At 52.6% G+C, this 25,816-nt stretch carries 26 protein-coding genes; 5 read left to right on the top strand and 21 right to left on the bottom strand.

The features are described 5' to 3' along the window. Positions 1–83: 83 nt before the first annotated feature. From GTO91_RS08650 to GTO91_RS08640, 3 genes are all read right to left on the bottom strand, one after another. The gene (locus tag GTO91_RS08650) at positions 84–614 is read right to left on the bottom strand and encodes an RNA polymerase sigma factor (protein ID WP_161257870.1); all 531 of its coding nucleotides are present in this window, start codon (positions 612–614) and stop codon (positions 84–86) included. Positions 615–1,212: 598 nt separating this feature from the next. Beyond that, the gene (locus GTO91_RS08645; protein WP_161257867.1) at positions 1,213–1,713 is read right to left on the bottom strand and encodes an NYN domain-containing protein; all 501 of its coding nucleotides are present in this window, start codon (positions 1,711–1,713) and stop codon (positions 1,213–1,215) included. A gap of 228 nt (positions 1,714–1,941) precedes the next feature. After that, positions 1,942–2,481, bottom strand: a complete 540-nt coding sequence (locus GTO91_RS08640; protein WP_161257864.1) for a phosphohydrolase — start codon at positions 2,479–2,481, stop codon at positions 1,942–1,944. Positions 2,482–2,968: 487 nt separating this feature from the next. Here GTO91_RS08640 and GTO91_RS08635 point away from each other — a divergent pair, with 487 nt between their 5' ends. The 4 genes from GTO91_RS08635 (at position 2,969) to GTO91_RS08620 (ending at position 6,697) form a co-directional block, all read left to right on the top strand. Next, on the top strand, positions 2,969–3,334 hold the full coding sequence (locus GTO91_RS08635; RefSeq protein ID WP_161257861.1) for a MerR family transcriptional regulator: 366 nt from the start codon (positions 2,969–2,971) through the stop codon (positions 3,332–3,334). A 113-nt stretch (positions 3,335–3,447) separates the two neighbouring features. Then, positions 3,448–4,365 carry a LysR family transcriptional regulator gene (locus GTO91_RS08630; protein ID WP_161257858.1) on the top strand — a complete coding sequence of 306 codons (918 nt, stop codon included), beginning with the start codon at positions 3,448–3,450 and terminating at the stop codon, positions 4,363–4,365. A gap of 331 nt (positions 4,366–4,696) precedes the next feature. Continuing rightward, on the top strand, positions 4,697–5,971 hold the full coding sequence (locus tag GTO91_RS08625; protein ID WP_161257855.1) for an NAD(P)/FAD-dependent oxidoreductase: 1,275 nt from the start codon (positions 4,697–4,699) through the stop codon (positions 5,969–5,971). Positions 5,972–6,316: 345 nt separating this feature from the next. Beyond that, the gene (locus tag GTO91_RS08620) at positions 6,317–6,697 is read left to right on the top strand and encodes a hypothetical protein (RefSeq protein WP_161257852.1); all 381 of its coding nucleotides are present in this window, start codon (positions 6,317–6,319) and stop codon (positions 6,695–6,697) included. Positions 6,698–6,746: 49 nt separating this feature from the next. Here the strand turns inward: GTO91_RS08620 and GTO91_RS08615 are convergent, their stop codons facing one another. The 16 genes from GTO91_RS08615 to cdaA form a co-directional block, all read right to left on the bottom strand. Next, positions 6,747–7,076, bottom strand: a complete 330-nt coding sequence (locus GTO91_RS08615; protein ID WP_161257849.1) for a hypothetical protein — start codon at positions 7,074–7,076, stop codon at positions 6,747–6,749. Between the two features lie 11 nt (positions 7,077–7,087). Next, positions 7,088–8,335 (bottom strand): RtcB family protein, encoded by a 1,248-nt coding sequence (locus tag GTO91_RS08610; protein WP_161257846.1) that lies wholly within the window; start codon positions 8,333–8,335, stop codon positions 7,088–7,090. Positions 8,336–8,605: 270 nt separating this feature from the next. Beyond that, positions 8,606–9,151, bottom strand: coding sequence for a glutathione peroxidase (locus GTO91_RS08605; RefSeq protein WP_161257843.1), 546 nt, complete (start codon positions 9,149–9,151; stop codon positions 8,606–8,608). A gap of 107 nt (positions 9,152–9,258) precedes the next feature. Then, on the bottom strand, positions 9,259–9,831 hold the full coding sequence (locus tag GTO91_RS08600; protein ID WP_161257840.1) for a hypothetical protein: 573 nt from the start codon (positions 9,829–9,831) through the stop codon (positions 9,259–9,261). Positions 9,832–9,967: 136 nt separating this feature from the next. Further along, entirely contained in the window at positions 9,968–10,288 is a 321-nt protein-coding gene (locus GTO91_RS08595; protein ID WP_235919361.1) for a nucleotidyltransferase domain-containing protein, read from the bottom strand. A 28-nt stretch (positions 10,289–10,316) separates the two neighbouring features. Then, positions 10,317–10,730: an HI0074 family nucleotidyltransferase substrate-binding subunit gene (locus tag GTO91_RS08590; protein ID WP_161257834.1), complete on the bottom strand. Its 414-nt coding sequence runs from the start codon at positions 10,728–10,730 to the stop codon at positions 10,317–10,319. A gap of 305 nt (positions 10,731–11,035) precedes the next feature. After that, entirely contained in the window at positions 11,036–11,446 is a 411-nt protein-coding gene (locus GTO91_RS08585; protein ID WP_161257831.1) for a DUF559 domain-containing protein, read from the bottom strand. Then, the gene (locus GTO91_RS08580) at positions 11,440–11,721 is read right to left on the bottom strand and encodes a hypothetical protein (RefSeq protein WP_161257828.1); all 282 of its coding nucleotides are present in this window, start codon (positions 11,719–11,721) and stop codon (positions 11,440–11,442) included. Before GTO91_RS08580 ends, GTO91_RS08585 begins: the two co-directional genes overlap by 7 nt. Positions 11,722–11,734: 13 nt before the next feature. Next, the gene (locus GTO91_RS08575; protein WP_161257825.1) at positions 11,735–11,902 is read right to left on the bottom strand and encodes a hypothetical protein; all 168 of its coding nucleotides are present in this window, start codon (positions 11,900–11,902) and stop codon (positions 11,735–11,737) included. 183 nt (positions 11,903–12,085) lie between these two features. Further along, a complete protein-coding gene (locus tag GTO91_RS08570; RefSeq protein ID WP_161257822.1) occupies positions 12,086–13,396 on the bottom strand; it encodes a potassium channel family protein in 1,311 nt (436 codons plus the stop codon). Between the two features lie 338 nt (positions 13,397–13,734). Next, positions 13,735–15,561 (bottom strand): glutamine--fructose-6-phosphate transaminase (isomerizing), encoded by a 1,827-nt coding sequence (gene glmS, locus GTO91_RS08565; protein WP_161257819.1) that lies wholly within the window; start codon positions 15,559–15,561, stop codon positions 13,735–13,737. A gap of 531 nt (positions 15,562–16,092) precedes the next feature. Continuing rightward, complete coding sequence (locus GTO91_RS08560) at positions 16,093–16,548, bottom strand: hypothetical protein (RefSeq protein ID WP_161257816.1); 456 nt, start codon at positions 16,546–16,548, stop codon at positions 16,093–16,095. A gap of 279 nt (positions 16,549–16,827) precedes the next feature. Beyond that, positions 16,828–18,207 (bottom strand): phosphoglucosamine mutase, encoded by a 1,380-nt coding sequence (gene glmM, locus GTO91_RS08555; RefSeq protein ID WP_161257813.1) that lies wholly within the window; start codon positions 18,205–18,207, stop codon positions 16,828–16,830. A gap of 91 nt (positions 18,208–18,298) precedes the next feature. Continuing rightward, complete coding sequence (locus GTO91_RS08550) at positions 18,299–19,999, bottom strand: NAD(P)/FAD-dependent oxidoreductase (protein ID WP_161257810.1); 1,701 nt, start codon at positions 19,997–19,999, stop codon at positions 18,299–18,301. Positions 20,000–20,095: 96 nt separating this feature from the next. Then, the gene (locus tag GTO91_RS08545) at positions 20,096–21,241 is read right to left on the bottom strand and encodes a CdaR family protein (protein ID WP_161257807.1); all 1,146 of its coding nucleotides are present in this window, start codon (positions 21,239–21,241) and stop codon (positions 20,096–20,098) included. Further along, positions 21,238–22,050: a diadenylate cyclase CdaA gene (cdaA, locus tag GTO91_RS08540; RefSeq protein ID WP_161257805.1), complete on the bottom strand. Its 813-nt coding sequence runs from the start codon at positions 22,048–22,050 to the stop codon at positions 21,238–21,240. The genes GTO91_RS08545 and cdaA overlap by 4 nt, the downstream gene beginning before the upstream one ends. Before the next feature lie 129 nt (positions 22,051–22,179). On the opposite strand from cdaA, the gene GTO91_RS08535 reads away from it, so the two are divergent. Next, complete coding sequence (locus GTO91_RS08535) at positions 22,180–22,557, top strand: small basic family protein (protein ID WP_161257801.1); 378 nt, start codon at positions 22,180–22,182, stop codon at positions 22,555–22,557. A gap of 284 nt (positions 22,558–22,841) precedes the next feature. On the opposite strand, the gene cimA is transcribed toward GTO91_RS08535, so the two are convergent. Both cimA and leuB read right to left on the bottom strand, forming a co-directional pair. Continuing rightward, on the bottom strand, positions 22,842–24,437 hold the full coding sequence (cimA, locus tag GTO91_RS08530; protein ID WP_161257799.1) for a citramalate synthase: 1,596 nt from the start codon (positions 24,435–24,437) through the stop codon (positions 22,842–22,844). 280 nt (positions 24,438–24,717) lie between these two features. Continuing rightward, positions 24,718–25,788 carry a 3-isopropylmalate dehydrogenase gene (leuB, locus tag GTO91_RS08525; protein ID WP_161257797.1) on the bottom strand — a complete coding sequence of 357 codons (1,071 nt, stop codon included), beginning with the start codon at positions 25,786–25,788 and terminating at the stop codon, positions 24,718–24,720. Positions 25,789–25,816: the final 28 nt, after the last annotated feature.

Genomic DNA, 25,816 nt, shown 5'->3' with positions numbered 1-25,816 from the left:
CAGAGAATCACAGATCGACGATGCTTTTGCATCGCAATAAAGCCGGAGGACGCCGACGGCCTACCGGCTTTTTGCGAACAAGATTAATCGCTTTTTTCCATGATTCTTCGTAGCTTACGCAGTGTGCGGAATAAAATAACGCCGACATTTTGGTCTGATAGATTCATCATCCGTGCAATTTTCCGGTTGGCCAGTCCAGACACATACTTCAGGGTAACGACCTTTCGCTCTCGTTCAGATAGTTTTGACAATGCCCTGTTTAACTGTGCCGTTGTCTCATTGGAAAGGGTGATAATTTCCGGGGTTTTATCGGTGCTGCTGGGCACGATGGACAATGCGTCAAGGGAAACGGTATTTCTTGCGCTACGCTTGTAATCCACGACAATATTGTGGGCAATCGCATACAACCATGAAGAGACTGTTCCTTTTTCGGGATGGTAAGTTATCTTTTTAATAAATGCCTGCTCAAAGGTCTGACCCGCCAAATCATTCGCGATATCTGGGTTTCCGATCCGCCTTAGTATGTACTTGTAAATTTTCGGGTAATAGTGAGTATATATAGTACCGAATGTATAGTGATCAAGTGATCTTATTGGTTTACCATCAACGTCCATACTTATCGCCCTTTCTTTTTCTTTCATAATTAATTGGAATTACGGTTTGCATATTGTGATTGTTTTGGTTTTGAGTTATAACTAGCGCGACAAGGTATTGAATTTTCACAAAAAGAACTACGATAGGGATTAAACTTCATTACAACAACCAAAACTGATGACAAAGAACGATTTTTTCGGAAAAAGTTTTAAGATGTTTAAAAAGCTATTGGTTACTATGTAATTTATTTGCAATTTTAACGTTATTGAAAAAGTTAAAGGTGTATTTTTTATCCAACCTCAATATCATCTTTTCAGTAACGAAAAACATCCTTTAAAGATTTTTTTATTATCAAGTTCCATTTTTTCCATAAAAAAAGAGGCGCGATTCTCATTTGAGAGGAATCGCGCCTCAAATTATCTTTCAGGCTTATCGTTTTCAAGCGCTGGCCAGACTCCCTTTAGCTCTCTCTAATCGACAAAGCCAATAGAAACGGGAGAGATACAAAAAATCCGGCAAATATTTTATCAGAATATTCAAACTTATTTAGATTTTAATATATAAAAAAGTAAGCGCACAAGAACGTGAAGTTCCGTGCGCTTTCCGGCAATGGGTCCCTTAGGACGTCGTCTTATAATAGGTCAAAGCATGAAAAAAATCATCCAAACAGATAAAACGGGAGGCCCTGCGCTTGAGTTGACCGCTGGCAGAGTGCTCCCAAGAAGCCACCGTGACGAAGAAACCGGCTTCCCGGAGACCCTCGACAGCCGGCAGGAAGTCCTTGTCGCCGGCGACAATGGTGACCTTGTTGTGGTTGGGCGAGCGTCCCTTCATATCCCAGGCGACGTCCCAGATCATTTTCGTATCGACCGCTTTTTCTTTGTTCGCAGCGCTTCTCGGTATCAATTCCACAGCATAGCGGGACTTCTCGGCCATTCCCCACATCTGCCTCCCGCTTCCCGGCGCCTCGGAGGCGTATAGTTTGGCGCGAACATATTCCCCGTCGGCAACGACGTATAATAACGCCTCAAAATCATAGACCCACTGCGTATCAAAGACTATCCCTGTATCGGCATAGCCTTTTTTTATGGCGCTCAGACGCTGTCCCTCGATCCACACGTTGGAGTGGTCTACATAAACAAAGTTCGTCAGGGCTGCACCTCCTTACGTTCCGCCTTATACGCCTCATCTACCTCAGGTTCACTTTATTTTTTACTCTTCTACATCTAACAGGGTATTCCTTTTTTTACATTAAATGTCTTGCGTGCACCATCTGCATGAGAATTCCGCGACTGTCCGGCATGGGACGTTCCTCACGCGCACAGTTTGATCATAATGCACTTCCTTCTATCCCCCTGTCAAACGGCGGTAAAGGTGAAGGAACTCCTGCTCCACATGGGTAAAGTCCCGCTGGGAAAAGTCATGGTCCATCGTCTTTGCCGGGGCTGTATCGAAAATCTGTTCATCAAATAAGGCCTGGAATTCCCAGAAGAGCAGGGCGTCATCGACCGTCTCGATCTGTTTTAATTCCGCTTCTGATAGATCGCCAAGGCCAAATCGTCGGTAGATGAGACTTTGCAGTTTTTCTTCGATCCGGAAATACTCTGGCAGATTCCGCTTGACCGGTCGCGTCAAATCTGAGATGTAGCTTTCGCTTGCGTCGTGGAGCAGACATCCCAACTGAACCCGCTCCGAATAACCGCGGCTTTGGGCTTCCTTGCAGCAGTTGACGGTGTGCTGAGCCACCGAATAGAAACGCTTGAAATGCCCGTTGGCCCGGGTCATCAGGGACAAGGAATGGGCGATGTCTTCGATGTGGATGTCCGCCATCGCCGGTTCCAGCGGGTAGAACTTCTTCTTGGTGTAGGTCAGAATATAGTCGGCCATGTTTTCCCTCATATTCGATGTGGTTATTCCCTCTACTATTATACCCTTTCGTTGCGCACTTGTCTTAGCAAAGAAAGAACCATCCATGACGAGGTTGCCCGGCATAGATGGTTCTACACAATTGCGGATTTGGCATTTCGCCTCACGATTAATTGGCTGGTTCTTCCTTGATCCCAATAGATAGCATGAGCGCCATGCCCAAGAGGAGACTGAGCGATTCAAAAGTGATTAGGTAGCAGAAGGTGTAAATGGTCACCGCAATCCCCCGGTTGGCGCCACCTAACTGGCCAACGAGCGAGAGGCAACGAGGTACACCCCTCCCAGAAAGAAAAAGACGCTGTTCCAATTCAGCCATTGACTGAGGTGCCGGCACATGAAACTGTCCACTGAATAGGGCCACCAAGGGGATGGTAACGTAAAGACTTGACCTTTGTCACGGAGCTCCTTTTGATGTAAAATCGTTACATAAGGTATCGGAGGGAAAACCATGAGCGGTACTGGCAACTTTGACCCGTTGCTCGACCTTGACTTCCTGAAAAAACTGATCGTCGGCATCGGAGAGGTTTCGGAAATCACGGGCGTCCCTACCCGGAAAATTCGCTATTGGGAAGAAAAGGGGATTGTCGAATCGGTTAAAGAAGGCGAGGGAGCTACTCGCAGGTATGACTATCTGAACATTAAGAAAATCCTGCTGATCCAGGATCTTCTCGATGAAGGCTTTACCCTCGACGCCGCAGCGAAAAAAGTGGAGAACCGGATGATGACCATCAACAAGGTCTTTTCGAAGTTGGCGAACGCTTCGTTGGACATTCATGAAAGCAAGTTTGACGGCGATGATGACGGACAAGAATAACGCAATCGTTGGCGCGCCTGAGTTGCGCTTGCCTGCGAGCGCATGTTTGAACTTGCAAATCGTCAAAAAGGAGAGTTCCATACTCAACCCTTTGACCGTTTGAAAGGAATGCTATGTTCGTTAATACAGAGCTTTACCGCGCCTTTTATCTCGTCGCCAAGGAAGGCAGCATCTCGAAAGCGGCAGAACAGTTGTACATAACCCAACCGGCTGTGAGCCGCTCGATCCAGCAGTTGGAGGAAAAACTGGGTTGCGTGCTCTTTTTCCGGACACCTAAAGGCGTAAAGCTGACGAAAGAAGGGGAACTCCTTTTCCCCTATATCGAACAAGCCTTTAGCTTCATTTCCTCCGGCGAGAAGACGCTCGTCCAAGTGAAGGAACTGGAAAAAGGCGAGATCATCATCGCTGCAGGCGATACGATCTGCAAGCAATTCCTCCCGCCTCACCTGAAGACGTTCAAACAGGCTTACCCCGGTATCCGGATCCATGTGACCAACGAGAACACGCCTGCTACGATTCGTTTGCTGAAACGAGGCCAGATCGATATCGGCTTCGTCCATTCCCCGGTTGTCAGCGACCCATCGTCGACGGAGCATTTGACCGTCCATGAGGTCTTTGAGATCCAGGACTGTTTTGTCGCCGGCGAAAAGTACAAACACCTGGCCGAACAGCCGCGCTCCTTGGAGGAAATAACCGAGTCCCCGTTGATCCTGCTGGAGAAGGGGAGCAGTTCCCGTATCTACATCGAGAAAATCTTTGCCCAGCACAACCTTTCCTTGAAACCGGAGTTCGAACTGAGCGACTTCGAACTACTGATTCGCTTCGCCCGGATCGACTTCGGCGTAGCCTTTGTGATTAAAAACTTCATCTCCGAAGAACTGGCCGGCGGTTCCCTCTATGAAATCACACCGCTGACCGTCATCCCTCCGCGCCATGTTGGGGTGGCGCACTTAAAGACAGTTCCGTTGCGGACCGCTGCAAAGGCATTCTTGTCGTTTTTGTTGAACAATAAATATCCCCGGTCATCATAACAACCCCGGAGATCAGCATTCATCCTCGAAATCTGATTTACGTGAAAAAACGAACATCCGTACTGGACAAGTCCAGTACGGATGTTCGTTTTTTTTAGGCGCCCAGTGTTGCTGCCCTGCATGGATGTTCGTTTCCATCGTCATTACTATAATTTATATGATCTATGACGAATATGCATTTTGCTAATACCTAGGCCTCCACTATAATCATTCCATAGACAGGAACGGGGCGATATTGACCAAACCTTGTACAAGTGTCAATATGGCCTTTTCAAATACCCTGTTTGTGAGAATTTTAATTAATACGATTTTTTATCGGAGGGAACCGTGTATGGAAACGAAAAAGCCTCGCATTGTTATATTGGGCGCCGGTTACGCAGGAATCTTGACGGCCAGAAGGTTGCAAAAAATTCTCCGGCGCGATGAGGCCGAAATCGTGCTCGTCAATAAGCACAATTACCACTACCTGACCACCTGGCTCCATGAGGCGGCCGCCGGAACCGTCGATGACGAGCGCATCACTATTTCGATCAGGGATGTCATCGACTCTGAGCGCGTCCGCTTCATCAAAGACACGGTGATGGAAGTCGAGACAGCGGCGAAGCGCGTGGTACTCTGCCACGGAGAACCGTTGGCCTATGATTACCTGGTGATGGCCCTCGGCTTTGAACCAGCCACCTTCGGCATCGCCGGGATCAAAGAACACGCCCTCGCCATCCGCAGCATGAACAGCGCCCGCAGGATCCGCCACGCCATCGAGGCCCGCTTCGCCGAATTCGCCCGGAATAAAGAAGCGCAAGAAAAACAGCAGCATCTGACCTTCGTCGTCGGCGGGGCCGGTTTTACCGGCATCGAGTTTGCCGCTGAACTGTCTGAACGGATCCCCGCCCTCTGCCGGCAGCACGGCATCGACCGGCAGCGTGTTCAGGTGCTCAACGTAGAAGGCGCGCCCAACATTTTGAACGGATTCGATCCCGCCATGGCAGAGTACGCCAAAGCCTCCCTAGAAAGCCTGGGTGTCCAGTTCCGCCTCTCGACCAAAATTCAATCCGTCGACAGCCGGGGGGTCACGCTGCTGAGCGAGGCGGGTGAAGAACGCATCGCGCCAGCCACTGTCATCTGGACCGGCGGCGTCCAGGGCAATACGGTCGTCTGCAACGAAAACTTCGAAACGGTTCGCGGCCGGATTCCGGCAGGAAAAGACCTTCGCGCGCCCGGCCATGAGAATATCTTCGTCCTCGGCGACTGCTCTGTCGTAACCGACACGCACACCGGACGTCCCTTCCCCCCAACGGCCCAACTGGCCATTTTGCAGTCGGCGGTGTGCGCAGAGAATATAGCCGCATTAGTGCGAGGCAGCGAAGATGTAGAATTGAAGGAATTTGTTCCCTTTATAAAGGGCACGGTGGCTTCCATCGGCAGCCATGATGCGGTAGGAGAGGTCTTTGGCGTCAAACTGCATGGCAGGTTGGCGATGATGATGAAGGCGATCATCGATATCCGGTACATGTTGATGTTGGGAAATCTGAAGCTCCTCTTCGGTAAGGGAAAGCTCTCTGCGTATGTAACGCCGACCGCCTACAGGCAGATCTTCAGCAGTAAATAAGCATAAAGAAACGCGAAAAAACATCCATGCTGGACTTTACCAGCATGGATGACCATCCGTTCCACAGGGAAAACACAAATAATGCCATAACTTAAACTTATACCCTATATACCAAATTTGCATTATGCTTCGAAGCTTGTGTCCACTATAATCAATCTATACACAAAAAACAGGGCGATATTGATCAAACCTTCTACAACAACGCCAATATGGCCTTTTTAAATCCCCTGTTTGTGAAGATTTTAATTTTTATGGTGGGGCAAAAGCATTTTTTCGAATTCCAAAGTGTTCCATGCATCCCAGTTTGTGATCGCAAGCCCATTACGCGAGAAAGGAAGGATGAACATGCGCGAGTTTTGGAAGCGCCTTTTCCAAAGCAAACCCTCGGTTCTCCGCGATTTGTTGCCCGAGCAGTTCTATGACTACATCGAGCAAAATCATGTTCATCCTTGCTATGAGACGGTGGAACTGCGCCTCCCCAACGGTCACCTCGTCCACGTGACCTACCGCATGGGTTCCCAGCACTCTCCCTTTTCGGTCACCCTGGGCAGTTGGAAGTACAAAGAGTTTCCCAAACCGGACCTGTCTGCCATTGAAATGCGGTTGGAGGAGCGAAATTCCTTGCGCCTCTCCGCAGACGAATGGGTGGAACTGCTGCACCGGGTGCAGGCGATGCCGCACCGCCAGGATGCCCCCTTTAGACTGATCGATTCGTATTGCACCTGATCGGCTGAACTATTCAAAACCCTGCCATCGAAAGAGATGGCAGGGTTTTTTACGGATACGTTATCGTTCTAAATAAATATATTGATGTTAGTATTGTTAATGCAACAGATACAAGCAACGTAATCTTTGCAAAACGCCATAAGTTCTTCATCATTTCTTCTTTGTTCTTCCTATGCGTAAATTGACCAACGGCAAAAACAATAAAATTAGGGATAAGCGCAATCATAAAAGCGAGTAGGAAGGTAACAAAAGGCATGCCAAAGTAATAATCCATCGGTTCTTTAAAAGTATTAATCCCCATGACAAGTACAACAGGTAATCCGAAGTAAAACGGAATGAACAATATATTAGCTAAAAAGTATCTCGTCAGGTTCTTCACCCCCCATGTTATTACCCTTTTACAACACCGACGGTTTTCAATTTCTTCACCGGTTCAATCAAGTCCAACTCATTGTGGATGACGAAGTCAATATCTTTGTAGGCGAAGCGGCTTTCTTCGGCCACGTCGCTCTTCTTATTTTTTCCGAGCACGACGCCCTGCTGTTTCAGGTCGACCATCGTCTGTTCCACCGAGATCTGTCTCGCTGCTTCTTTGCGCCCCATTTTGCGGCCGGCGCCATGGGAACAGGTCATGAAGGAGTCCGGATTGCCCTTTCCCTTTACGATATAGCTGAAACTCCCCATGGCGCCGGGAATGATCCCGTAATCTCCCTCGCGAACGCGAATGGCGCCCTTGCGATGGACCCACACATTCTTGCCGAAGTGATGTTCCATAGCGGCATAGTTGTGGTGGGCGTTGACTTCCATGGAAAACTCAATGTTCGTGAAGCCGGTGAACTTTTCCGTATATCTGGCGAGGATTTCTTGGACTTTCGTCATCATCTGTTGCCGGTTCTCTTTGGCCATGGCGAGAGAAAAATTCATGAAACGGATGTAATCTCTCCCTTCCGCCGTATCGGTCGGAAGAAAGGCCAGGTCCATCTCTGACGGGACTGTGGACAACCACTTTTCATTCAAGGCTTTCGCCCGCTTATTGAAGTAGTCGCATACCTGTTTGCCCACATTGCGGCTGCCGGAGTGGATCATCAGCGCGATCATGCCGTCTTCATCTTCTTGCACTTCGATAAAATGATTGCCCCCGCCCAGGGTTCCGACTTGATGCAGGCAGGAAGGGAAGATTCGCTTGCACAGTTCTTCATGCTGCGCCGCCACCGGTTTCGTGCTGTTCACCATCTCCTGGAACTCTTCGGAAAGCGGTTGCGCCTTGGGATGATGGGCAAAACCAGTCGGGATATTGCGCAGGATATCGCCGACGATGATCTGCAATAGGGACCCGCTTTTCGTCTGCGTATTTTTTAGCAATTCCGCCGGGATGTTGGTCTGACTAAAAATCATGCCGCAACCGATATCGACGCCGACGGCATTGGGCACGATCACATTTTCCGTGGTCAACACGCCGCCGATGGGCATGCCGTATCCCTGGTGTGTGTCGGGCATCAGCGCGATATGGTGCAGGGCAAAGGGAAGGTTGGAGAGGTTGATTGCCTGTTCCAGGCAGCCGGGTTCGATTTGTTCGATCGACTCCAGCCATACCTTGATGGGAAGCTTTTGCTTTTCCTTTTCGTAGATGACAAACATGCTTCACTACCTCTTTTATTTTTGCCGTCAATACACTTGCATTCCAAAAAAGTACGCGCCTGAAGTCCTGTCATGCTTAAAGACATTATATCAGAAGAATCATCCGAAACAGCTTCCGCTTTAGCCAGAAGGAATAGCATCGGTAAAACCGAAAAAGCGCCACAACGCAAACCTTGTTCGCGCTGTGGCGCTTCATTCATATGCCGGAATAAGGTCGGAGTAACTGGCAAGGCCTGAATAGGCGTTAGCCACGTAATCGCAATGCGGGATTTAGAGTAACTTTTCAATATCCTCTTTCATTGACAGCGGCGTAGTGGTCGGCTCATACCGCCCCACGACCTCGCCTTGCCGGTTAATGAGAAACTTCGTAAAGTTCCACTTGATCGAATCCCCTTCTAACATCTCAGGGAAATTATCCTTCAATACGTCCTGCAGTTTTCCGCCAATGGGATGGTCGAGGTCAAACCCGCGGAAGGGCGCTTCGTGAGTTAAGAAGTTGAATAAAGGATGCGCGTTCTTTCCTCGCACCTCTATTTTCTCAAACATCGGGAAGCTTACCCCATAGTTAATTTGACAAAATTGTTGAACCTCTTCGTTGCTCCCCGGCTCCTGTTCGGCAAATTGATTGCTTGGGAAACCAAGGATCTCTAACCCTCGATCGGCATAGGTGTTATACAGTTTTTGCAATTCTTCGTACTGCGGAGTGAATCCGCACTTGCTTGCCGTATTCACAATGAGTAAAACTTTTCCTTTGTAATTGGATAGCGAAACTTCCTTGCCGCCAATCGTTCTCACTTTGAAATCATAGATGCTCATTGGAAATCCTCCTTACGTCTTGCCCGTCGATCTGTCTGGCCTTGAATGAGTAGATTAACATCTCCTTCCCCTTCCTTCCTCATTCATCTCATTTCGTAAATGGTCTTTTAATCGATGCCTTCTTCATTCTTATCATCGAATCTCCTTGCCGGCACCGGTTGTACATTAAGGGCCATTTTGGTTTTTTCATTTGTTTTAAATATGTCATCTTGCCACATCTGATATCCGTAGATGAGTGCAGCGTGTATAAAATTAATCGTATAAACAAATAAACTTGTCCAATCACCTACACCAATTAGTCCTTTTCTCCCAAACCAAGGGAAGATAACATAAGCAAAGCCTGCATCCAGAATTGCGTTCGTAATGGTATATACCCAAAACCGACCGAAGGTAAACTTTAGCACCCATATTGCAGCCACTGCGAATAGACCGTACATAATGACCGGAAAATTTACGTCTTTGAAGTACCACAGATCAGCGATCATGCCTAACTGATAAATAAGTCCGCTGGTAATTCCTGAGAATAAACCTGCAGGAACAAAACGTTTTTTATCGTCGTTATTCATGAGTAAAATCGTTACCCAAGGTACTATGAATAATATCCAAGAAATCGTTTGGTTATCCATCGTATCCCCCAACAGTCTTTTCAAATGCAGAAAAAGTATTTCCCAATCATCCACCTTCCATACCATTTTCCTGTGTCACGTATATGAGCAGAAATAAGAGCAAACAACTTGGGCCAGAATCGGCCTTGTCGTCCCATAAAAAAACCTGCCATTTCACTCTAAGCGAGGATGGCAGGTCGTTTTTTGGGGCTTATCGGAGCGTTTCCAGGCAGATTTCCTTTGGTCTGGGCAATGGGCGAGTATAAAACTGCCTTCCATAGCGGTCGATGTGTTCTTTTAACCCCTGATGCGTTACGCCCTCGTAGTGAATGACATCAAAGTAATAAGGCAAAGGCAATCGTTCGTTTAAATCCGCATTCAGTTCCTGCACTACCTGTTCCGATATATGCGCCCCATATACAGCAATATCGACATCAGATCCATGTTTGAAATTCCCCATACTGCGACTTCCGAATATCGCTGCTCCTTCGATGACGTCTATCCGCTGTAACGCGCCAATGATGATCTCCATGCTCTTAAGCGATATGCCGAATCTCATCTCAATGCCCCGTTTCAACATAAGATGCTAGCCGCTGGTGGACTTGACTGATGGCAGAAGCGTATTCCCCATTGATCTTCTTCAGAGCGATGGAAAACCGCTCTTCATTGTAGGTATGGGTCAGTACGTTTCGGCTTTCCAGCATATCCATCCATGTATCTCCGTCTTCGATCAGTTCATAGCGGAAAGCTTCTTTGATCACATCTCTAGGAAACTTGGCGATCACGTCATTGGCCTCTAGATAATCTTTCAGTGTTTTCCAGGCTAACTCAAAGGTGTATTCAAATCTCTGAACCATGCCTTCTTTCTCCAGCAAATTCAACCGGTCAAAGTCAGAATTCGCCGCATGAAACTGGCGATAGGCTTTATCGAAATTCTCAAAGCGTTGGCGCCAGCGTATTTCTTTTTGATTCATGCTATCCACCAACCCATCATTCAAATTTGTTCAAAATAACGCTTCATCAGCTTATTCTCGGGTTGCTGCCCTTCAACTGCGGGGAATGCGACAAAACAGCAATCCTATTTTTCAAGGCCATTTTTTAACTGTAGTATAACACAGTCACAAGTCCGGTATCTTCTATTTTTTGGAATAAACTATCGTATTTTTTACGAAAATGCTAGCCTCGGCTAAGAACAAAAGAACCCCCATGAAAAAACCTGCCGCTTCGCTCGCAGCGAGGACGGCAGGTTTAATATAATTGTGTATATTACCAACATCGATTAAAGGGTACCAACCGGTCCGGTCCGTCTCCCGCCATGTTCGTTGAATCTCCATGGCTCTACGGACCCTCGATCTTTTAACTCACCATGAACGGCAATCGTCGAAGCGTTCTGCTCCCCTTCCGGCGGAATCTCCATTTGAGTCAACTTGTCAAAAATCAACTGCATCGTCTGGTCGGGATACCGGAAGAACTGGCTGCCTCGGATCCGTGCAAAGCGCCAACCCAGGCGCTCAAGGATGGCTTGCCGGTTCATATCTTCCGCTAAGTTCTCCGCCGTATGGTACTTGTCACCGTCGCATTCGATAGCAAGACGGCGTCCGGCGCCTTCCACCACCATGTCGATCCGGTAGGCGCCCACCTTCCACTGCGGTGTGACCTTGTAGCCGGCCAACAGCAGCCGTTTCAGCACCTGTTTTTCAAATTCCGAATTAGGTTCTTTCGATTTTGTTCGAACAGGTTTAGGAGGTTGTAAGGGTCTTGGGCATGCCGAATCAACTGTAGCCGCAGATCGCCATCCTGTAAATCGGTGTCGGGATGGAGCGAATAGACGACCCACATCTGGTCCCTCGCCCGACTGGCGGCGACGTTATACCGTTTCTTGTATAGATCCTGATAGCCTTCGGTTCTCCGGGTCAGCGGACCGCCCATGTCATTGGGCGAGTTGACCATCGACAAAAAGATCATCCCGCTCGTCCCCTTAAAACTGCGAGGGGTTGCCGCACTGTATCCGGCGCTGGATGTACTCCGCTTCTAAGCGGTTCCGCAGCGTCCGATCGATGAGTTCGGCCTGTTTGTCCCCTACCATGGAGATAACGCCAAAGGTGGCGCGGGAATACTCTGGCAGTCCCGTGCAGGCGATCAGCACGACATCGTCTCCGCTTCGACCACATTGATCTGTCGCTGCGTGACAGCAAGACCAAGGCGATTGGTCGTTTTTTGCCCCACTTCCTGATCACTAAGTAAGTCGTTGATAAGTTTTCAGAAAAACATATCTTCACCCAAATAAAACAGCGAAGAGCAAAACCAATTAATACGAGAAAAAGCACAGCTATCTCATTACTTTTTTTGTAAATATAGTAATGAGACCTCCTAGCATAAAATATCCAACAATTACTTCTAACGTAACCCATATATGTGCATATAAATTGTTTGGCGTTATATCTCCATATCCTAATGTGGTAAAGGTTACAATGCTAAAGTAAAAAGGAGTATAGAAGCTCAATTCACTTGACACTTTAATTTCAGGTTTAGCACTATACAAAAATTGTTTCAAATCTTCAGGGAAAAACTGTGGGCATGAGGGAGCAGAAAAAATAATTCCAAATACAATTACAATCAAAGATGAAGTAATCATCCATCTCGATAAGCTTTCACCATAATTACTAGTTACCTTCCACCAATAGTAGGCTAAATATTTAGTAGCTTGTTTCTCATTCTTTAACACTTTTAGTTCTTCATCGTAGTACAATATTTTAAAGTAACTCGCTTCATCAAATAAGCCAATATTACTTGCAAATGATGAAAAGTCCATGTATATGCTCATTAGTTCATTTGAATTGGAAGAAGTCTCTCTAATTTTACTCAGTAGTCTATCATCTCTACATTTAAATACACTCAAGTGTAACTTTTGGGCTTCTAACAGAAAGTGTTTTAGATTCCTTTGAACTATCCCCCGTTCAAAATGAGCAATAATTAATTTCTCTACGTAAAAAAGCGCTTTCCTTGGGTCTATTTCTTTATTTGTATAAAATCCTTTATGACATAGCGCTAAATAACTACTTGAATAATCATCCTTAATCCTATTATAGAGAGTATTTACGAAGTATGCTGCCCTATTAATCATACCTGCTTTTATTGATACCCGTATCGCATGGTTAAGAGAATCTTTAGCTTTTAGTTTATTATTTGCTTTTTCAAAACATTCAAAAGAATAATCCGCTTTTTTGGTAGCGGCAATATAATTCTGAATCATTTCGTAATACCGAGCAGACGCTGAATAATTATAACCCGCACGATTATAATCCCGCAAATAATATTTCTGAACAGATGCCATTTGTTCATATACTTGAGCTTTTCCTTGAATGTCATTTAATTGGTCTAATAATTCAATTTTACTTTCTAAGCAAGTTATCCCTTTTAAATACATTTGTAAATCCAGAAAAACAGAAAAGGCATTTTCTAAAAAAACTATAGCAAAATGAATATATCGCTTAGAATACATTAATCTAGAAAGTAATCTGTAGTTTTCTGCAGCCTTCTTATTTTTTCCGTATTTCAATTGTTGCTCAATAATAATCAACAACCTGTCAATTTCCGGCTCAATTTTTCTAATAATCTGTATATAGTCAGACTTAAGCATAAAATCTCCTTATATTCGTAAGTACCTCTTAATAACTAAATCATGAAACTTCAAAGGGACAACCATCTAATTTCTCTTTAATCGTCGCTTTTATTAGTTATTATTCTTCCATTCTTTAATATAGTCTCCATTTACAAATGTTAAACGCACACACTGGCCTACAAAATCTATTCCTCCGATACTAAGTATTCTATATCTTCTTTTAGTACGATAAATTTAAATAACTTTATTTCTATGCTAAAATGATTAAAAAAAATGCGACCTTTGATATGTATATTAAATCAAAGGTCGTTAAGCAAACTAAAATATTATGCATGTCCTGCTATTTTTTCATTGTTCTACTCCACCGTCACACTCTTCGCCAAATTCCTCGGCTTATCGACGTCACACTCCCGCGCCACAGCCGTGTAGTACGAGAGCATCTGCAACGGCACAACCGCCAGGATCGGAGTCAATGCTGCATGGGTGCGCGGAATGGTGAGGACGTGTTCGGCGAACTTGGCGATCTCCTTGTTCCCCTCCTGGGCCACGGCGATGACATAGGCGTCGCGGGCTTTCACCTCTTGGATGTTGGAGACGGTCTTGTCGAGGACCTGCTCCTGCGTGGCCAGGGCGATGACGGGGATGTTGTCGGTGATCAGGGCCAGCGTACCGTGTTTCAACTCGCCGGCGGCGTAGGCTTCGGCGTGGATGTAGGAGATCTCCTTCAGCTTCAAAGAGCCTTCCAGGGCGACGGCGTAGTCGATGCTGCGGCCGATGAAGAAGACATCGTCCCATCCTTTGATCTGTTCGCTGATCTCCTTCACCTTGTCAGCCTGAGCCAGCACCGTTTCCACTTGGCCGGGGATGGCTTTCAGCGACTCGGCGATGGCTTTGATCTCGCTGCAAGGCATAGCGCATTGGCACTGGGCCAGGGCCAGTGCGACGGTGAGCATGGCGGCCAACTGGGTCGTGTATGCTTTCGTGGAGGCGACGGCGATCTCCGGGCCGGCCCAGGTGTAGAGGACCGAATCGGCTTCCCGGGCGATGGTGGAGCCGACGACGTTGGTGACGGCCAGGACTTTCGCGCCTTTGGACTGGGCTTCCCGCAGGGCGGCCAAGGTGTCCGCCGTTTCGCCGGATTGGCTCACGACGATGACGAGGGTCTTTTTATTGATAATCGGGTTGCGATAGCGGAACTCGGAGGCGATGTCCACCTCGACGGGGATGCGGGCCAGGTCTTCGATGACGTATTTACCGACGAGGCCGGCGTGATAGGCGGTGCCGCAGGCGACGATGACGACTTTGTTGGCTTTGCGCAGCAGTTCCGTGTCGATGCCGATTTCGTCCAGGTTGACGCCGTCTTCGTTAAAGCGGCCCTTGATGGTGTCCCGCAAGGCCTTGGGCTGCTCGTAAATCTCTTTGATCATGAAGTGGTCGTAGCCGCCTTTTTCGGCTGCCACGGCGTCCCATTTGACCTCAAAGACCTCTTTGGCGATGACCTCGCCGGAGCCCGCCTTTTTGATGACGGCGCCTTCAGCGGTCAGGACGGCCATCTCGCCATCGTTTAAGATGTAGGTGCGACGGGTGTGGGCCAGGATGGCCGGGATGTCGGAGGCCAGGAAGTATTCGCCGTCGCCGAGGCCGACGACAAGGGGGCTGTCTTTGCGGACAGCGACGATCTTCTCGGGTTCGAGTCGGCAAAGGAAGGCCATGGCGTAGGAGCCTTCGATGACGCCGACGACCTTGTGGACGGCCGCTTCCAGATCGCCCTCGTAGAAGGTCTCGACCAGGTGGGCCAACACCTCGGTGTCTGTCTCTGACTTGAAAGTATGTCCTTTGGCGATCAGGTCTTCTTTAAGGGACTGGAAGTTCTCGACGATACCGTTATGGACGACAGCGAAGTCGCCCTGGCAGTCCTGGTGGGGGTGAGAGTTTTCATCAGAGGGTTTGCCATGGGTGGCCCAGCGGGTGTGGCCGATGCCGATCTGGGAACCGAAGTCGCAGTAGCTCAGCCGGCCTTCCAAAACGGCCAGTTTGCCTTTGGCTTTGCGGACCTCGATCTTGCCCGCTTCCATGACGGCGACGCCTGCAGAGTCATAGCCGCGGTACTCCAGTTTTTTGAGACCTTCCACGAGAATAGGGGCGGCTGCTTTGCCGCCGATGTAACCAACGATACCGCACATGGGTGATTTCTCCTCTCTTCATTCGGATGCCGGGAATTGTGCTCGACTCGAAAAAAGGGTGCAAAAAAGCCGCCGCTCTCGCATCTTTCTTCACGAGAGTGTTGGCGGCTGAAAGGCACAGATCTATCCCGACACTCACCACCAGCCCTTTGTCCCCGTGATTGCTCCCGGGATTTGTGGCTTGGCTGCGGCCGTGAGCGGCCGAGGGGCATCCGCCGAAAACTTCGATAAACCCCTGCCTCGTCAACCGGCTGACGCCGGTTCTGGCGCTGTGCGATTCATTTGTCGTTCTCATATCTGACCTTGCAGCCTTTTCTGAGTCATGATCATTGTATCAGCGAGGGGAGGTTGGCGCAACCCTCGCTTTGAAAAAAAGCCGTCTATGACGATCCTGGTTGTATCACTTCTAGAAACCGGAGAAGAACCGAGAAATGTGTCAGGCTTTCGCGCAGGCGATGCATAATAGCCTATGCTGTGCGACGCCGCTTGGTGAATCAATCTTCACCTGCGGCGTCGCACTTTCCTCTCCGGCTATGACTTGGCCTCCTCTTCCCTTTCTTTTTTCTTTCCTTCTTTTATTTGTCCATAGGTGTCCATCATCCACAGCGTGTCTTCAATCGCGCAGCCGATCATTGCGTTGACTCGACCATCTGTTTCCTGGTCTAGATCATCCGTTGCCTGTGCCAAAGGATTCACGTCCTGAACCAGGCCTGCCACTTGCAACTCCGGCCCTGCAATGTTCGACGCAGGGCTTGCTAAGGCAGGCTCTGGGCTTGTGATGGCGTCAATCACCGCACCTGCCGCATCCATGACGGATCCGGCTGCGTCCATCACGCTTCCAACCACACCTTTGACGCTTCCGGTTGCATCTATCACGGATCCGGCTGCATCCACGACAGATCCGGCGACTTCGATCACTGCGTCGGCCGCTCCGCTCACCAGTTCTCCAATCGGCTCCAGGATGGCGCCGAGTATTTCCTCAGGCATGGTTCAGCCTCCCTTTTTGAAATAGATGTTAGCGTAATCATACAAAAAATGGAGCGAAAAAAGAATATCCTTTCTCTCCCACCCTTTCAGATATTACGAAGAAAATAAGACCTCTGCCGCATAATACGGAAGAGGTCTTACCATTTGTGTGTACGGATTTGGTTCGTGTGAAAAACAGTTCCGTAAAACGGGGCTTAAATAGGGCCTACAAACAGTCTAAAAGTCAAAGGTGCTAAAATAGTCACCTGTGCTAAAACTGTCGACGGACCAAGACAGTTCCTAAAAGCGCCGAAAAACCTCAGCGATCTCCTCAACAACCTGCTTCAGTTCCTCCGGATCGGGGCCTTCCCCCATCACCCGGATCAGCGGTTCCGTGCCCGACGGGCGAACGAGGATGCGGCCCCGGCCTTCGAGCTTGGCTTTTCCCGCTTCTACGGCCGCCTGCGCTTCCGGCGCGTTCATGCAGGTCTTGTCCTTGACGCGCACGTTGACGAGGAGTTGGGGAAGTTGCTGCATCTGGTCCGCCAGTTCGGACAGGGGCTTCCCTGACTCTTTCATGACCGTCAACAGTTGCAGCCCCGTGAGCACACCGTCGCCGGTGGTGTTGTGCTGCAAAAAGAGGATGTGACCGGACTGCTCGCCACCGAAGACAGCCCCCGCTTCCAGGAGCGCTTCCAGGACATAGCGGTCGCCCACCTTCGTCTCCAGGATGTGGATCCCGGCGGCTTTGAGGGCCAGGTGCAGTCCCATGTTGCTCATGACGGTGACGGCGACAGTGTCTTTGGGGAGTTGTCCCTTGGCTTTCATATGTAAGGCGCAGGTGACCATGATCCGGTCGCCGTCAATGATCCGGCCCTTTTCATCGACGGCGATGAGCCGGTCGGCGTCTCCGTCGTGGGCCAACCCGATGTGCGCCCCATGGGCGATGACGGCCTCAGCGAGCTTCTCCGGATGGGTGGAGCCGCAACCGTCGTTGATGTTCGTGCCGTCAGGCTCGCAAAAGATGGTGACCACCTCGGCGCCCAGTTCCCGCAGGATCCGGGGGGCGACGCGGAAGGCGGCCCCGTTGGCGCCGTCGACGACGACCTTGAGGCCCGAGAAGTCGACGGGAACGGTGGACTTCAGGTACTCGACAAACATCGTCTCCGCGTCGACCACGGGACACACCCGGCCCACCTGGGTCCCTGTCGGCGCCGGCAGCCCGTCGGTGTGATGCCCCTCGGTGTCGCCGCCGACGCTGTCAACGGCTTGGCCGTTCTCGCCGAGGACGTAACGCTCGATCTCCTCTTCCACCGCGTCAAGGAGTTTGAAGCCGGAGGCGGAGAAAAACTTGATGCCGTTGTCGGCGACAGGGTTGTGGGAGGCCGAGATGACAACGCCGGCGGTGGCCTTCAGTTCCCGCGTCAGGTAGGCGATGCCCGGTGTCGGCAGCACCCCCACCGGCAGGGCCTCGCCGCCGACAGAGGTGATGCCGGCGATCAGCGCCGCCTCCAGCATGTCGCCGGAGATGCGGGTGTCTTTGCCGATAACGATGCGGGGATGGGGCGCTTCCTTGCTGAGCACATAGGCGCCGGCCCGCCCCAATTTAAAAGCCAGTTCAGGCGTCAGTTCGCTGTTGGCGACACCGCGCACACCGTCGGTTCCGAATAATTTTCCCACGTTTGATTTCCCTCTCTTTTCGGCTATTCCACTTTTGAATTGTCGTTTCCCCATTCAGGGTCTCATTTCACGGCAACTTCTGCCGCAACCTCTAGCGCTCCATCAACCGGTATGTGACGATGATGGCCTCAGCCAGCCGCAAGCCGTCGACGGCAGCGCTGACGATGCCCCCGGCGTAGCCGGCCCCTTCCCCGCCCGGATAGAGCCCCTCGATGCCGGGCGATTGCAGCGATTCATCGCGGTTGATGCGCCAGGGAGAGGAGGTGCGCGTCTCCACGCCGGTCAGGACGGCTTTCGGCAGGTCGAAGCCCTGGATCTTGCGGCCGAAGTCGGCCAGGCCCGCCGCCAGCGCCTCGCCCACTTCCTTGGGCAGGCTGTCGCGGAGATTGGCTGCCGTCACGCCGGGCCGGTAGGTGGGCTGGACGAGGGTGTCCGACAAATCTCCCTTCTGGTCGGCGAGAAAGTCCCCTACCGTCTGGGCTGGCGCGCGGTAGTCGCCGCCGCCCAGTTCGAAGGCTTTTTTCTCCCAGATCCGCTGGAAGGCTGCGCCACCGAGGGGACCCGGCTCCGGATAGTCGCCGGGGTTTACCGAGGCGACAAGGGCCGAGTTGGCGACGCCGGTATCGCGGGCGTAGGCGCTCATGCCGTTGGTGACGACGCCGCCCGCTTCCGATGCGGCCGCCACCACCTGACCGCCGGGGCACATACAGAAAGAAAAGACGGTCCTGCCAGCCTCGGCGAGCTTGGTATGGAGATTATAGTCGGCGACGCCGAGCCGTTCATGGCCGGCAAATTCGCCGTACTGGGCGCGGTCGATCAGCCCCTGAGGGTGTTCGACCCGCAGGCCGATGGCGAAGGATTTCGCCTCCAAGGCCACCTCTTGGGCGTAAAGGTTTTTGGCCGTGTCGCGGGCGCTGTGGCCGATGGCCAGGATGACTATATCGGCAGCGAGTTCGAGGCCGGTACGGGGAGAGCCGGAGATCGGAAGCGCGGGCGCCTTGTCCCCCTGCCCTACGCCGGTCAACTCGACGCCCGGCGCGAGGCGCACACCGGCCACCCGCCGGCCCAGAGCTGTTTTTTCTAACACAAGTTCTTCCACGAGGGCGCCGAAAAACACCTGCCCACCTAGCGCCAGCAGGCGCTGTCGCAGGTTGCGCACCACGTCGCGCAGGACATCGGTGCCCACGTGGGGTTTCGCCTTATAGAGGATCTCCTGGGGCGCACCGGCTTCGGCGAGCCACTCAAAGACCTCGTTGATCCGGGGGTCATGGGTGCGAGTCGTCAACTTGCCGTCGGAAAAGGTGCCTGCGCCGCCTTCACCGAACTGGACGTTCGAATCGACCTTCAGTTCCCCCGTCTCCCAGAAGCGGTCCACGTCCGCCGCCCGCCGGTCCACGTCGTAGCCGCGCTCCAGCAGGATCGGTTTGTACCCGGCCTCGGCAAGTTTCAACGCGGCAAAATAGCCGCAGGGACCGGCGCCGACAACGACGGGGCGACGGGAGAGGGGCTGGTTGCCGCGCAGGAGCGGCGTCTTTTTCTCCTCCGGAACCAGGCTGACCTGGGGGTCCTTATCCACGATCCCCGGCTGCAGCTTCACACCGGCTTTGAGGGTGACCTCGACGGTGTAGACGAGGCGGATCTCCGCTTTTTTCCGGGCGTCGACGGCCTCACGCAGGATGGTCATGTTTTCGATCTGGCCGGGCTTCAACCCGATCCGGCGGGCCGCTTTTGGCAAAAGGCGCCCGGCGTCTTCCGACAGCCCGGCGCGCAGGTTGGCGATACGGATTTTCAAGACCAATACGTCTCCTCACATCATCAGTGATGAGAATTCTTCTACGTTTTTTACCAAGGGGCATGTATTCAAAATGGTCTTGCGAAAAAGGCGATTCTAGCGGGCTTGTGCCCCCGTGCCGGTTCCCCCAGTCGTTCCACCGCCCGTTCCACCGCCGGTTGCCGTTCCACCTGTTCCGGCGCCCCCGCCCGGTTCTTTGCTTGGTTCCTTGCCGGGCTCGGATGGCGTCGTGCCGCCGGTGGTTGGTTTCGTCTCTTCCGGGGGCGGCCCGGTGGGTGGTGACGGTGTGGGTGACGGTGTTGGCGACGGTTCCGCTACAGGGCCGATGGAGACGATGACCCGGACGACGCTGAGGGCAGGGTTGTTTGGACGCACACCGGCCGGCAAGGCTAGGTTCACGTCTTTCACCACGTCTCCCCGAGCGCCGTTGATGTCGACCGGCGAGGTGGCCAGGGCGCGCAGGTCAGCAAAACCCTCCGCCGGCAATGTAACGGACAGGCTTGCCGGCTCCACCCGTGTGGACAACACCTTATACCCGGCTGCAGGCGCGCCGGTGACGAGCGGCTGGACAGTCACTGTTTTGCTCGTCATCTCCTGGATGACCGGCACGGTCACCTCGATCGACTTTGGTGAAATCTGCATGCGCGTGTCATCACCGACAGCCGGCTCGATGATGCGGACCGGCAAGGAGCGGGTGAAGCTCTCCTTGGCGCCGACGGGGATCTGGACGCCGACGCGCTGAATCAGCCGCAACCGGTCGCGGGGACCGCTAACAACAACCTCCGCTGGGCGGAGCGTGGGGTCACCGACCCGGTAGCCAGCCGGCATGTTGCCCTTAAACTCCCAGGTCAGCGGCAGCGTCCGTGTCTCCAGCACGTCCACGTTCAGGCTCAATTCGGCTGGCGATTTGCTGATGATCTGCACATTCGGCGGCGCGTCGACGGTGACGCCAATGGTCAGCGGTCCCGGCTTGACCCCGGCCAGGCTGATGCGGGCGCGAAAATCGCGGGACGACAGATTGGCCATGATCGCCTTCGGCCCCTTGACCCGCAGTTCCACCACAGTGGGCGGCTCCGGGTCGAGGACATAGCCGGCTTCGAGGCCTTCCCGCTCCAGTTGGACGGGAAAGGTCTGGACGCCCTGCTGTTCGGCGTTCACGTAGACCCAGAGGAGGATGGCGATGGCGAGAGCCGCCAGTTTATAGAGCCAGTTGCGGCGCGCTGTTCCGGCAATGTCCATCATGGATTGCTCCTCCATTGCCAGAACGAACGGGAGTTCGCCGTTTTCGGTTGCAGCAGTTCCTCCAGCCGAGATCGGAGAGAGGTTTCATCGAGAAAGCGAGTCAGCTTGCCATCGACAGCCATCGATAGGTTTCCCGTCTCCTCAGAGACGATAACCGCCACGGCGTCCGACTGTTCCGTGATGCCGATCCCCGCCCGGTGACGGGTGCCCAGTTCTCGGGACAGTCCTGGATCGTCGGTGAGCGGCAAATAACAGGCGGCGGCGGCGACGCGATCGCCGCGAACGACGACAGCGCCGTCATGAAGCGGCGTCTTGGGAATAAATATGTTCACGAGAAACTCGCCGGACACCTTGCCGTCGATCCATGTGCCTGTTTCGATGACGTCGTTGACGCCGGTCTTGCGCTCAATGATGATCAAGGCGCCGATCTTGTTTTTCATCAGGACGCCGACAGCCCGCACGATCTCGCCGATCAGGAAACTGCGGTCCTCATCAGCCATCACGGCGATCTGGGCCGGAAACAGCTTGCCGCGTCCCAACTGCTCCAGCGTCCGGCGCAGTTCCGGTTGGAACACGATCGGCAATGCGACGATCAAAGCGGTCCAGGCCTGTTTCAGCAACCAACTGAGGGTGTTCAAGCTCAGGGCCTCACTGAGGTATGAGGCGATGATCAACACACCGAACCCTTTGAGCAGTTGGACCGCCCGGGTGCCCTTGATGAACATGGTCAGCCGGTAGATGATGAAAGCGACCGCAACGATGTCCAGTACGGCCATAAAATTGAAATTTTCCAAGTTCGGTGGTAGCATCGTCATCACCTCCCTGACATAGAAATTCTCTCTCTCCGGGGAAAATCCCTTGTGGCAAAATCCGGTTTGCGACTATAATGGAGGCGAAGTGACAAAGATTTTTTCCGGTCGAGGTGGTGACAGAAAAAGATGTGGCTACCGCTGGTTGGGTTGGCCCTTGGCATCTTCATCGGATCCGTTTTATCCATTACCATCCCCATGGAGTATGCCAAATATATGTCCGTGGCCGTTCTGGCGGCGCTGGACTCGGTCTTTGGCTCCCTCCGCAGTTTCCTGGAGGACAAATTCGACGCCCTCGTCCTGTTGACCGGATTTTTTACGAACGCCGTCTTGGCGGCCCTGCTGGCCTACATCGGCGACCGCCTCGGCGTCGACCTCTTTTTGGCGGCTGTATTCGCCTTCGGCGTCCGGATTTTCCAAAACCTCGCTGTCATTCGCCGCTACGTAATCGACCGCATGGTCCGTCCTCGACCGAAAAGCCAGCCGAATCCGATCGAAAAGGTCTAATCGAGATTCATTCTAGGATGCCTATTTGATGATGCTTTTTCAAAGAATGCCCATTCAGGATGTCTATTCAAAAATGTTTTTTCAAAGCTGCTATTCGGAAAAGCTGATGAAATAAGGCTAGCCTTTAGCAGTCGATGGAAAACGTAAAACCCTACATCATTATGACGAAATATGTCGAAGAAAAGTTCCACAGGAAAGCGCAGAGCCTGCCCACTGGGCAGGCTCTTTCAATTTCTCTGTATCACTATACCACTGAAAAAGAGATGTGACGGGCAGTCAACCCATTACGCGGGCTGCGATGATTCCATTTGCACCCGTGCGCGTTCTCGCATGTAGCCATACAGGAAGGAGTCCATCAGCGCCTGCCAAGAGGCCTCGATGATGTTGGTCGAGACGCCGACAGTGCCCCATGCGTCGTGGGAGTCCCGCGTCTCGATGAGGACGCGAACTTTTGCTTCGGTGGCGTCTTTCCCGTCGAGGACACGCACCTTGTAGTCGGTGAGATGGCACTCTGCCAGGAAGGGGTAGTGACTGACAAGGGCCTTGCGCAGCGCGTTGTCGACGGCGTTGACGGGACCGTTGCCTTCAGCGGCCGTATGAACGACTTGGTCGCCGACGCGCAACTTGATCATGGCTTCCGAGGTGAAGTCGGCGTCAGAGCGCTTCTCGATGATCAGGCGGATCGAGTCAAGGACGAAGGGAACCGGGTCTTCGCCAAAGGCGCGACGCAGGAGCACCTCGAAAGACGCTTCCGCCCCTTCAAATTGAAACCCTTGATGTTCGAGGTTCTTGATCTGTTCGATGATCTGCTTCGTATCGGCGTTCTGCCGGTTCACATCAAGGCCCAGTTCCTTGGCCTTGTAGACGACGTTGCTCATGCCGGACAGTTCGGACACGAGGACGCGCCGGTGATTGCCCACCGTTTCCGGCTGGATGTGTTCGTAGGTGCCGGGATCCTTCATCAAGGCCGACACGTGGATGCCGCCCTTATGCGCAAAGGCCGAGTGGCCGACAAACGGCATCTCGTTGCGCAGGGGCATGTTGGCGATCTCGCCGACAAAGTGAGCCGTATCGGTCAAGGTCTGCAACTTGCCCTCCGGCAGGCACTCCATCTTCATCTTCAACTGGAGGTTGGGGATGAGAGAACATAGATTGACGTTGCCGCAGCGTTCCCCGTAGCCGTTCATGGTGCCCTGCACCTGGCGGGCGCCGGCCATGACACCCATGATGGAGTTGGCCACCGCCAGATCGCCGTCGTTGTGGACGTGGACGCCCACGGGCGCCCGCAGGGTGAAGACCATCTCCTGGGTGATGGACAGGATGTCGTGGGGAAGCGTGCCGCCGTTGGTGTCGCAGAGGACGATCCAGTCGGCGCCCGCCTTTTCCGCCGTCATCACGACCTCTTTGGCATACTCGGGATTGCCTTTATAGCCGTCATAGAAGTGCTCAGCGTCGAAAATCACTTCCCGACCCTGATTTTTCAAAAAGGTGATCGAATCGTGGACCAGGCGCAGGTTTTCTTCCAAGGTTGTCCGTAGGGCCGCTGTGACATGAAAATCCCAGGATTTGCCGAAGATCGTGACGACCGGCGCGCCCGATTCAATGAGCGCCCGCAGGTTGGTGTCGTCACAGGCCTCGATGCCAGGGCGGCAGGTTGAGCCGAAGGCGGCAATCTTGGCATGCTTCCAGGTCATCTGTTGCGCCCGCTGGAAAAATTCCATGTCTTTGGGGTTGGATCCGGGCCATCCGCCCTCAATGTAGGCTACTCCAAGTTGGTCCAAACGTGCTGCGATTTTTACTTTGTCTTCCACACTGAGGGAGATGCCTTCCCCCTGGGTTCCGTCTCGAAGCGTCGTGTCATAAATAAATACACGGTCCATCGGGGGCACCTCTTTCTCGAACTGTTACACTTGACCGTAGCGTGGCGCGGTTTCTAGAACGGTCAAGCTTGTGGATGGCACGCACGTCCTTTGGACCGGGGCGGCAGGAGATGAGTCTCATGATTTTGCCATCGATTCATCTGATCGATGCTTGTCTCTCTCCGAGTAATTCATCTGCTGCAGCGATGCGATTCCTGGGGACAGGGAAGCGTACCGGTGACCTTCGGATGTTTGCGCTTGTGATGACAAACGATACATCCTGATATGAGAGAAGAGCCGGTCAAGCCAGCTCTTCTAACACACGGTCGGTCATCTCTTCGGTGTTGACCAGCGTTTTTCCTGCTTCCATGATGTCGCCGGTGCGGAAACCTTTCGCCAGCACCGCCTCTATGGCTGCCTCGATGGCCCGGGCTTCAGCGACACGGTTGAAGGAGTATTCCAGCATCATCGCCGCCGACAGGATGGTGGCAATGGGGTTGGCTTTTTTCTGGCCGGCGATGTCGGGGGCAGAGCCGTGAGCCGGTTCGTAAAGGCCGACATGGCCGCCAAGGGAGGCCGACGCCAGCATGCCCAGGGAGGCGGAGAGCATCGACGCCTGGTCGGAGAGGATGTCGCCGAAGGTGTTTTCAGTGACTACCACGTCAAACTGGCCGGGGTTGCGGATGAACTGCATGGCCGCATTGTCCACGTACATGTGGGTGACGGCGATATCGGGGTATTCGGGAGCAAGGCGGTTCACCGTCTCCCGCCAGAGGCGAGATGATTCCAGGACGTTCGCCTTGTCGACGGAGCAGAGTTTTTTCCGGCGATGACCGGCCGTCTCAAAGGCCAGCCGGACGATGCGCTCAATTTCCGGCGTCGAATAGAGCATGGTGTCCCATGCCTTCTGGACGCCGTCGATGTCTTCGCGACCTTTTGAGCCGAAGTAAAGACCGCCTGTCAGTTCGCGGATGATGACCATGTCCGTGCCGGCGAGGACCTCTTTTTTGAGGGTCGACGCGTCCGCGAGGGCGTCATAGGTGTGGCAGGGGCGGATGTTGGCGTATAAGCCCAACTCCTTGCGCAGCGGAAGCAGGGCGCCTACTTCCGGACGAAGGTGGGTCGGCAGGTCGTCCCATTTGGGGCCGCCGATGGCGCCGAGGAGGATGGCGTCGCTGTTTCTGCACAGCTCCAGTGTTTCTGCCGGCAGGGGCTGGCCTGTCTTGTCGATAGCGATGCCACCGATGAGGCCCTCGGTAAAGGTGAAGGAGAGACCATACTTGGCGCCGATGGCCTCAAGGACGCGGATCGCCTGGGGCACGATTTCGGCGCCGATGCCGTCGCCGGGAAGGACTGCGATGCGGTATGTCAACAGTGCTCGTCCTTTCGTGGGGGCGACG

Source organism: Heliomicrobium undosum (genome assembly GCF_009877425.1).
Taxonomy (GTDB): domain Bacteria; phylum Bacillota; class Desulfitobacteriia; order Heliobacteriales; family Heliobacteriaceae; genus Heliomicrobium; species Heliomicrobium undosum.
Note: the sequence above shows the minus strand (reverse complement) of the source record. Positions and strands in the feature narration are given on the sequence as shown.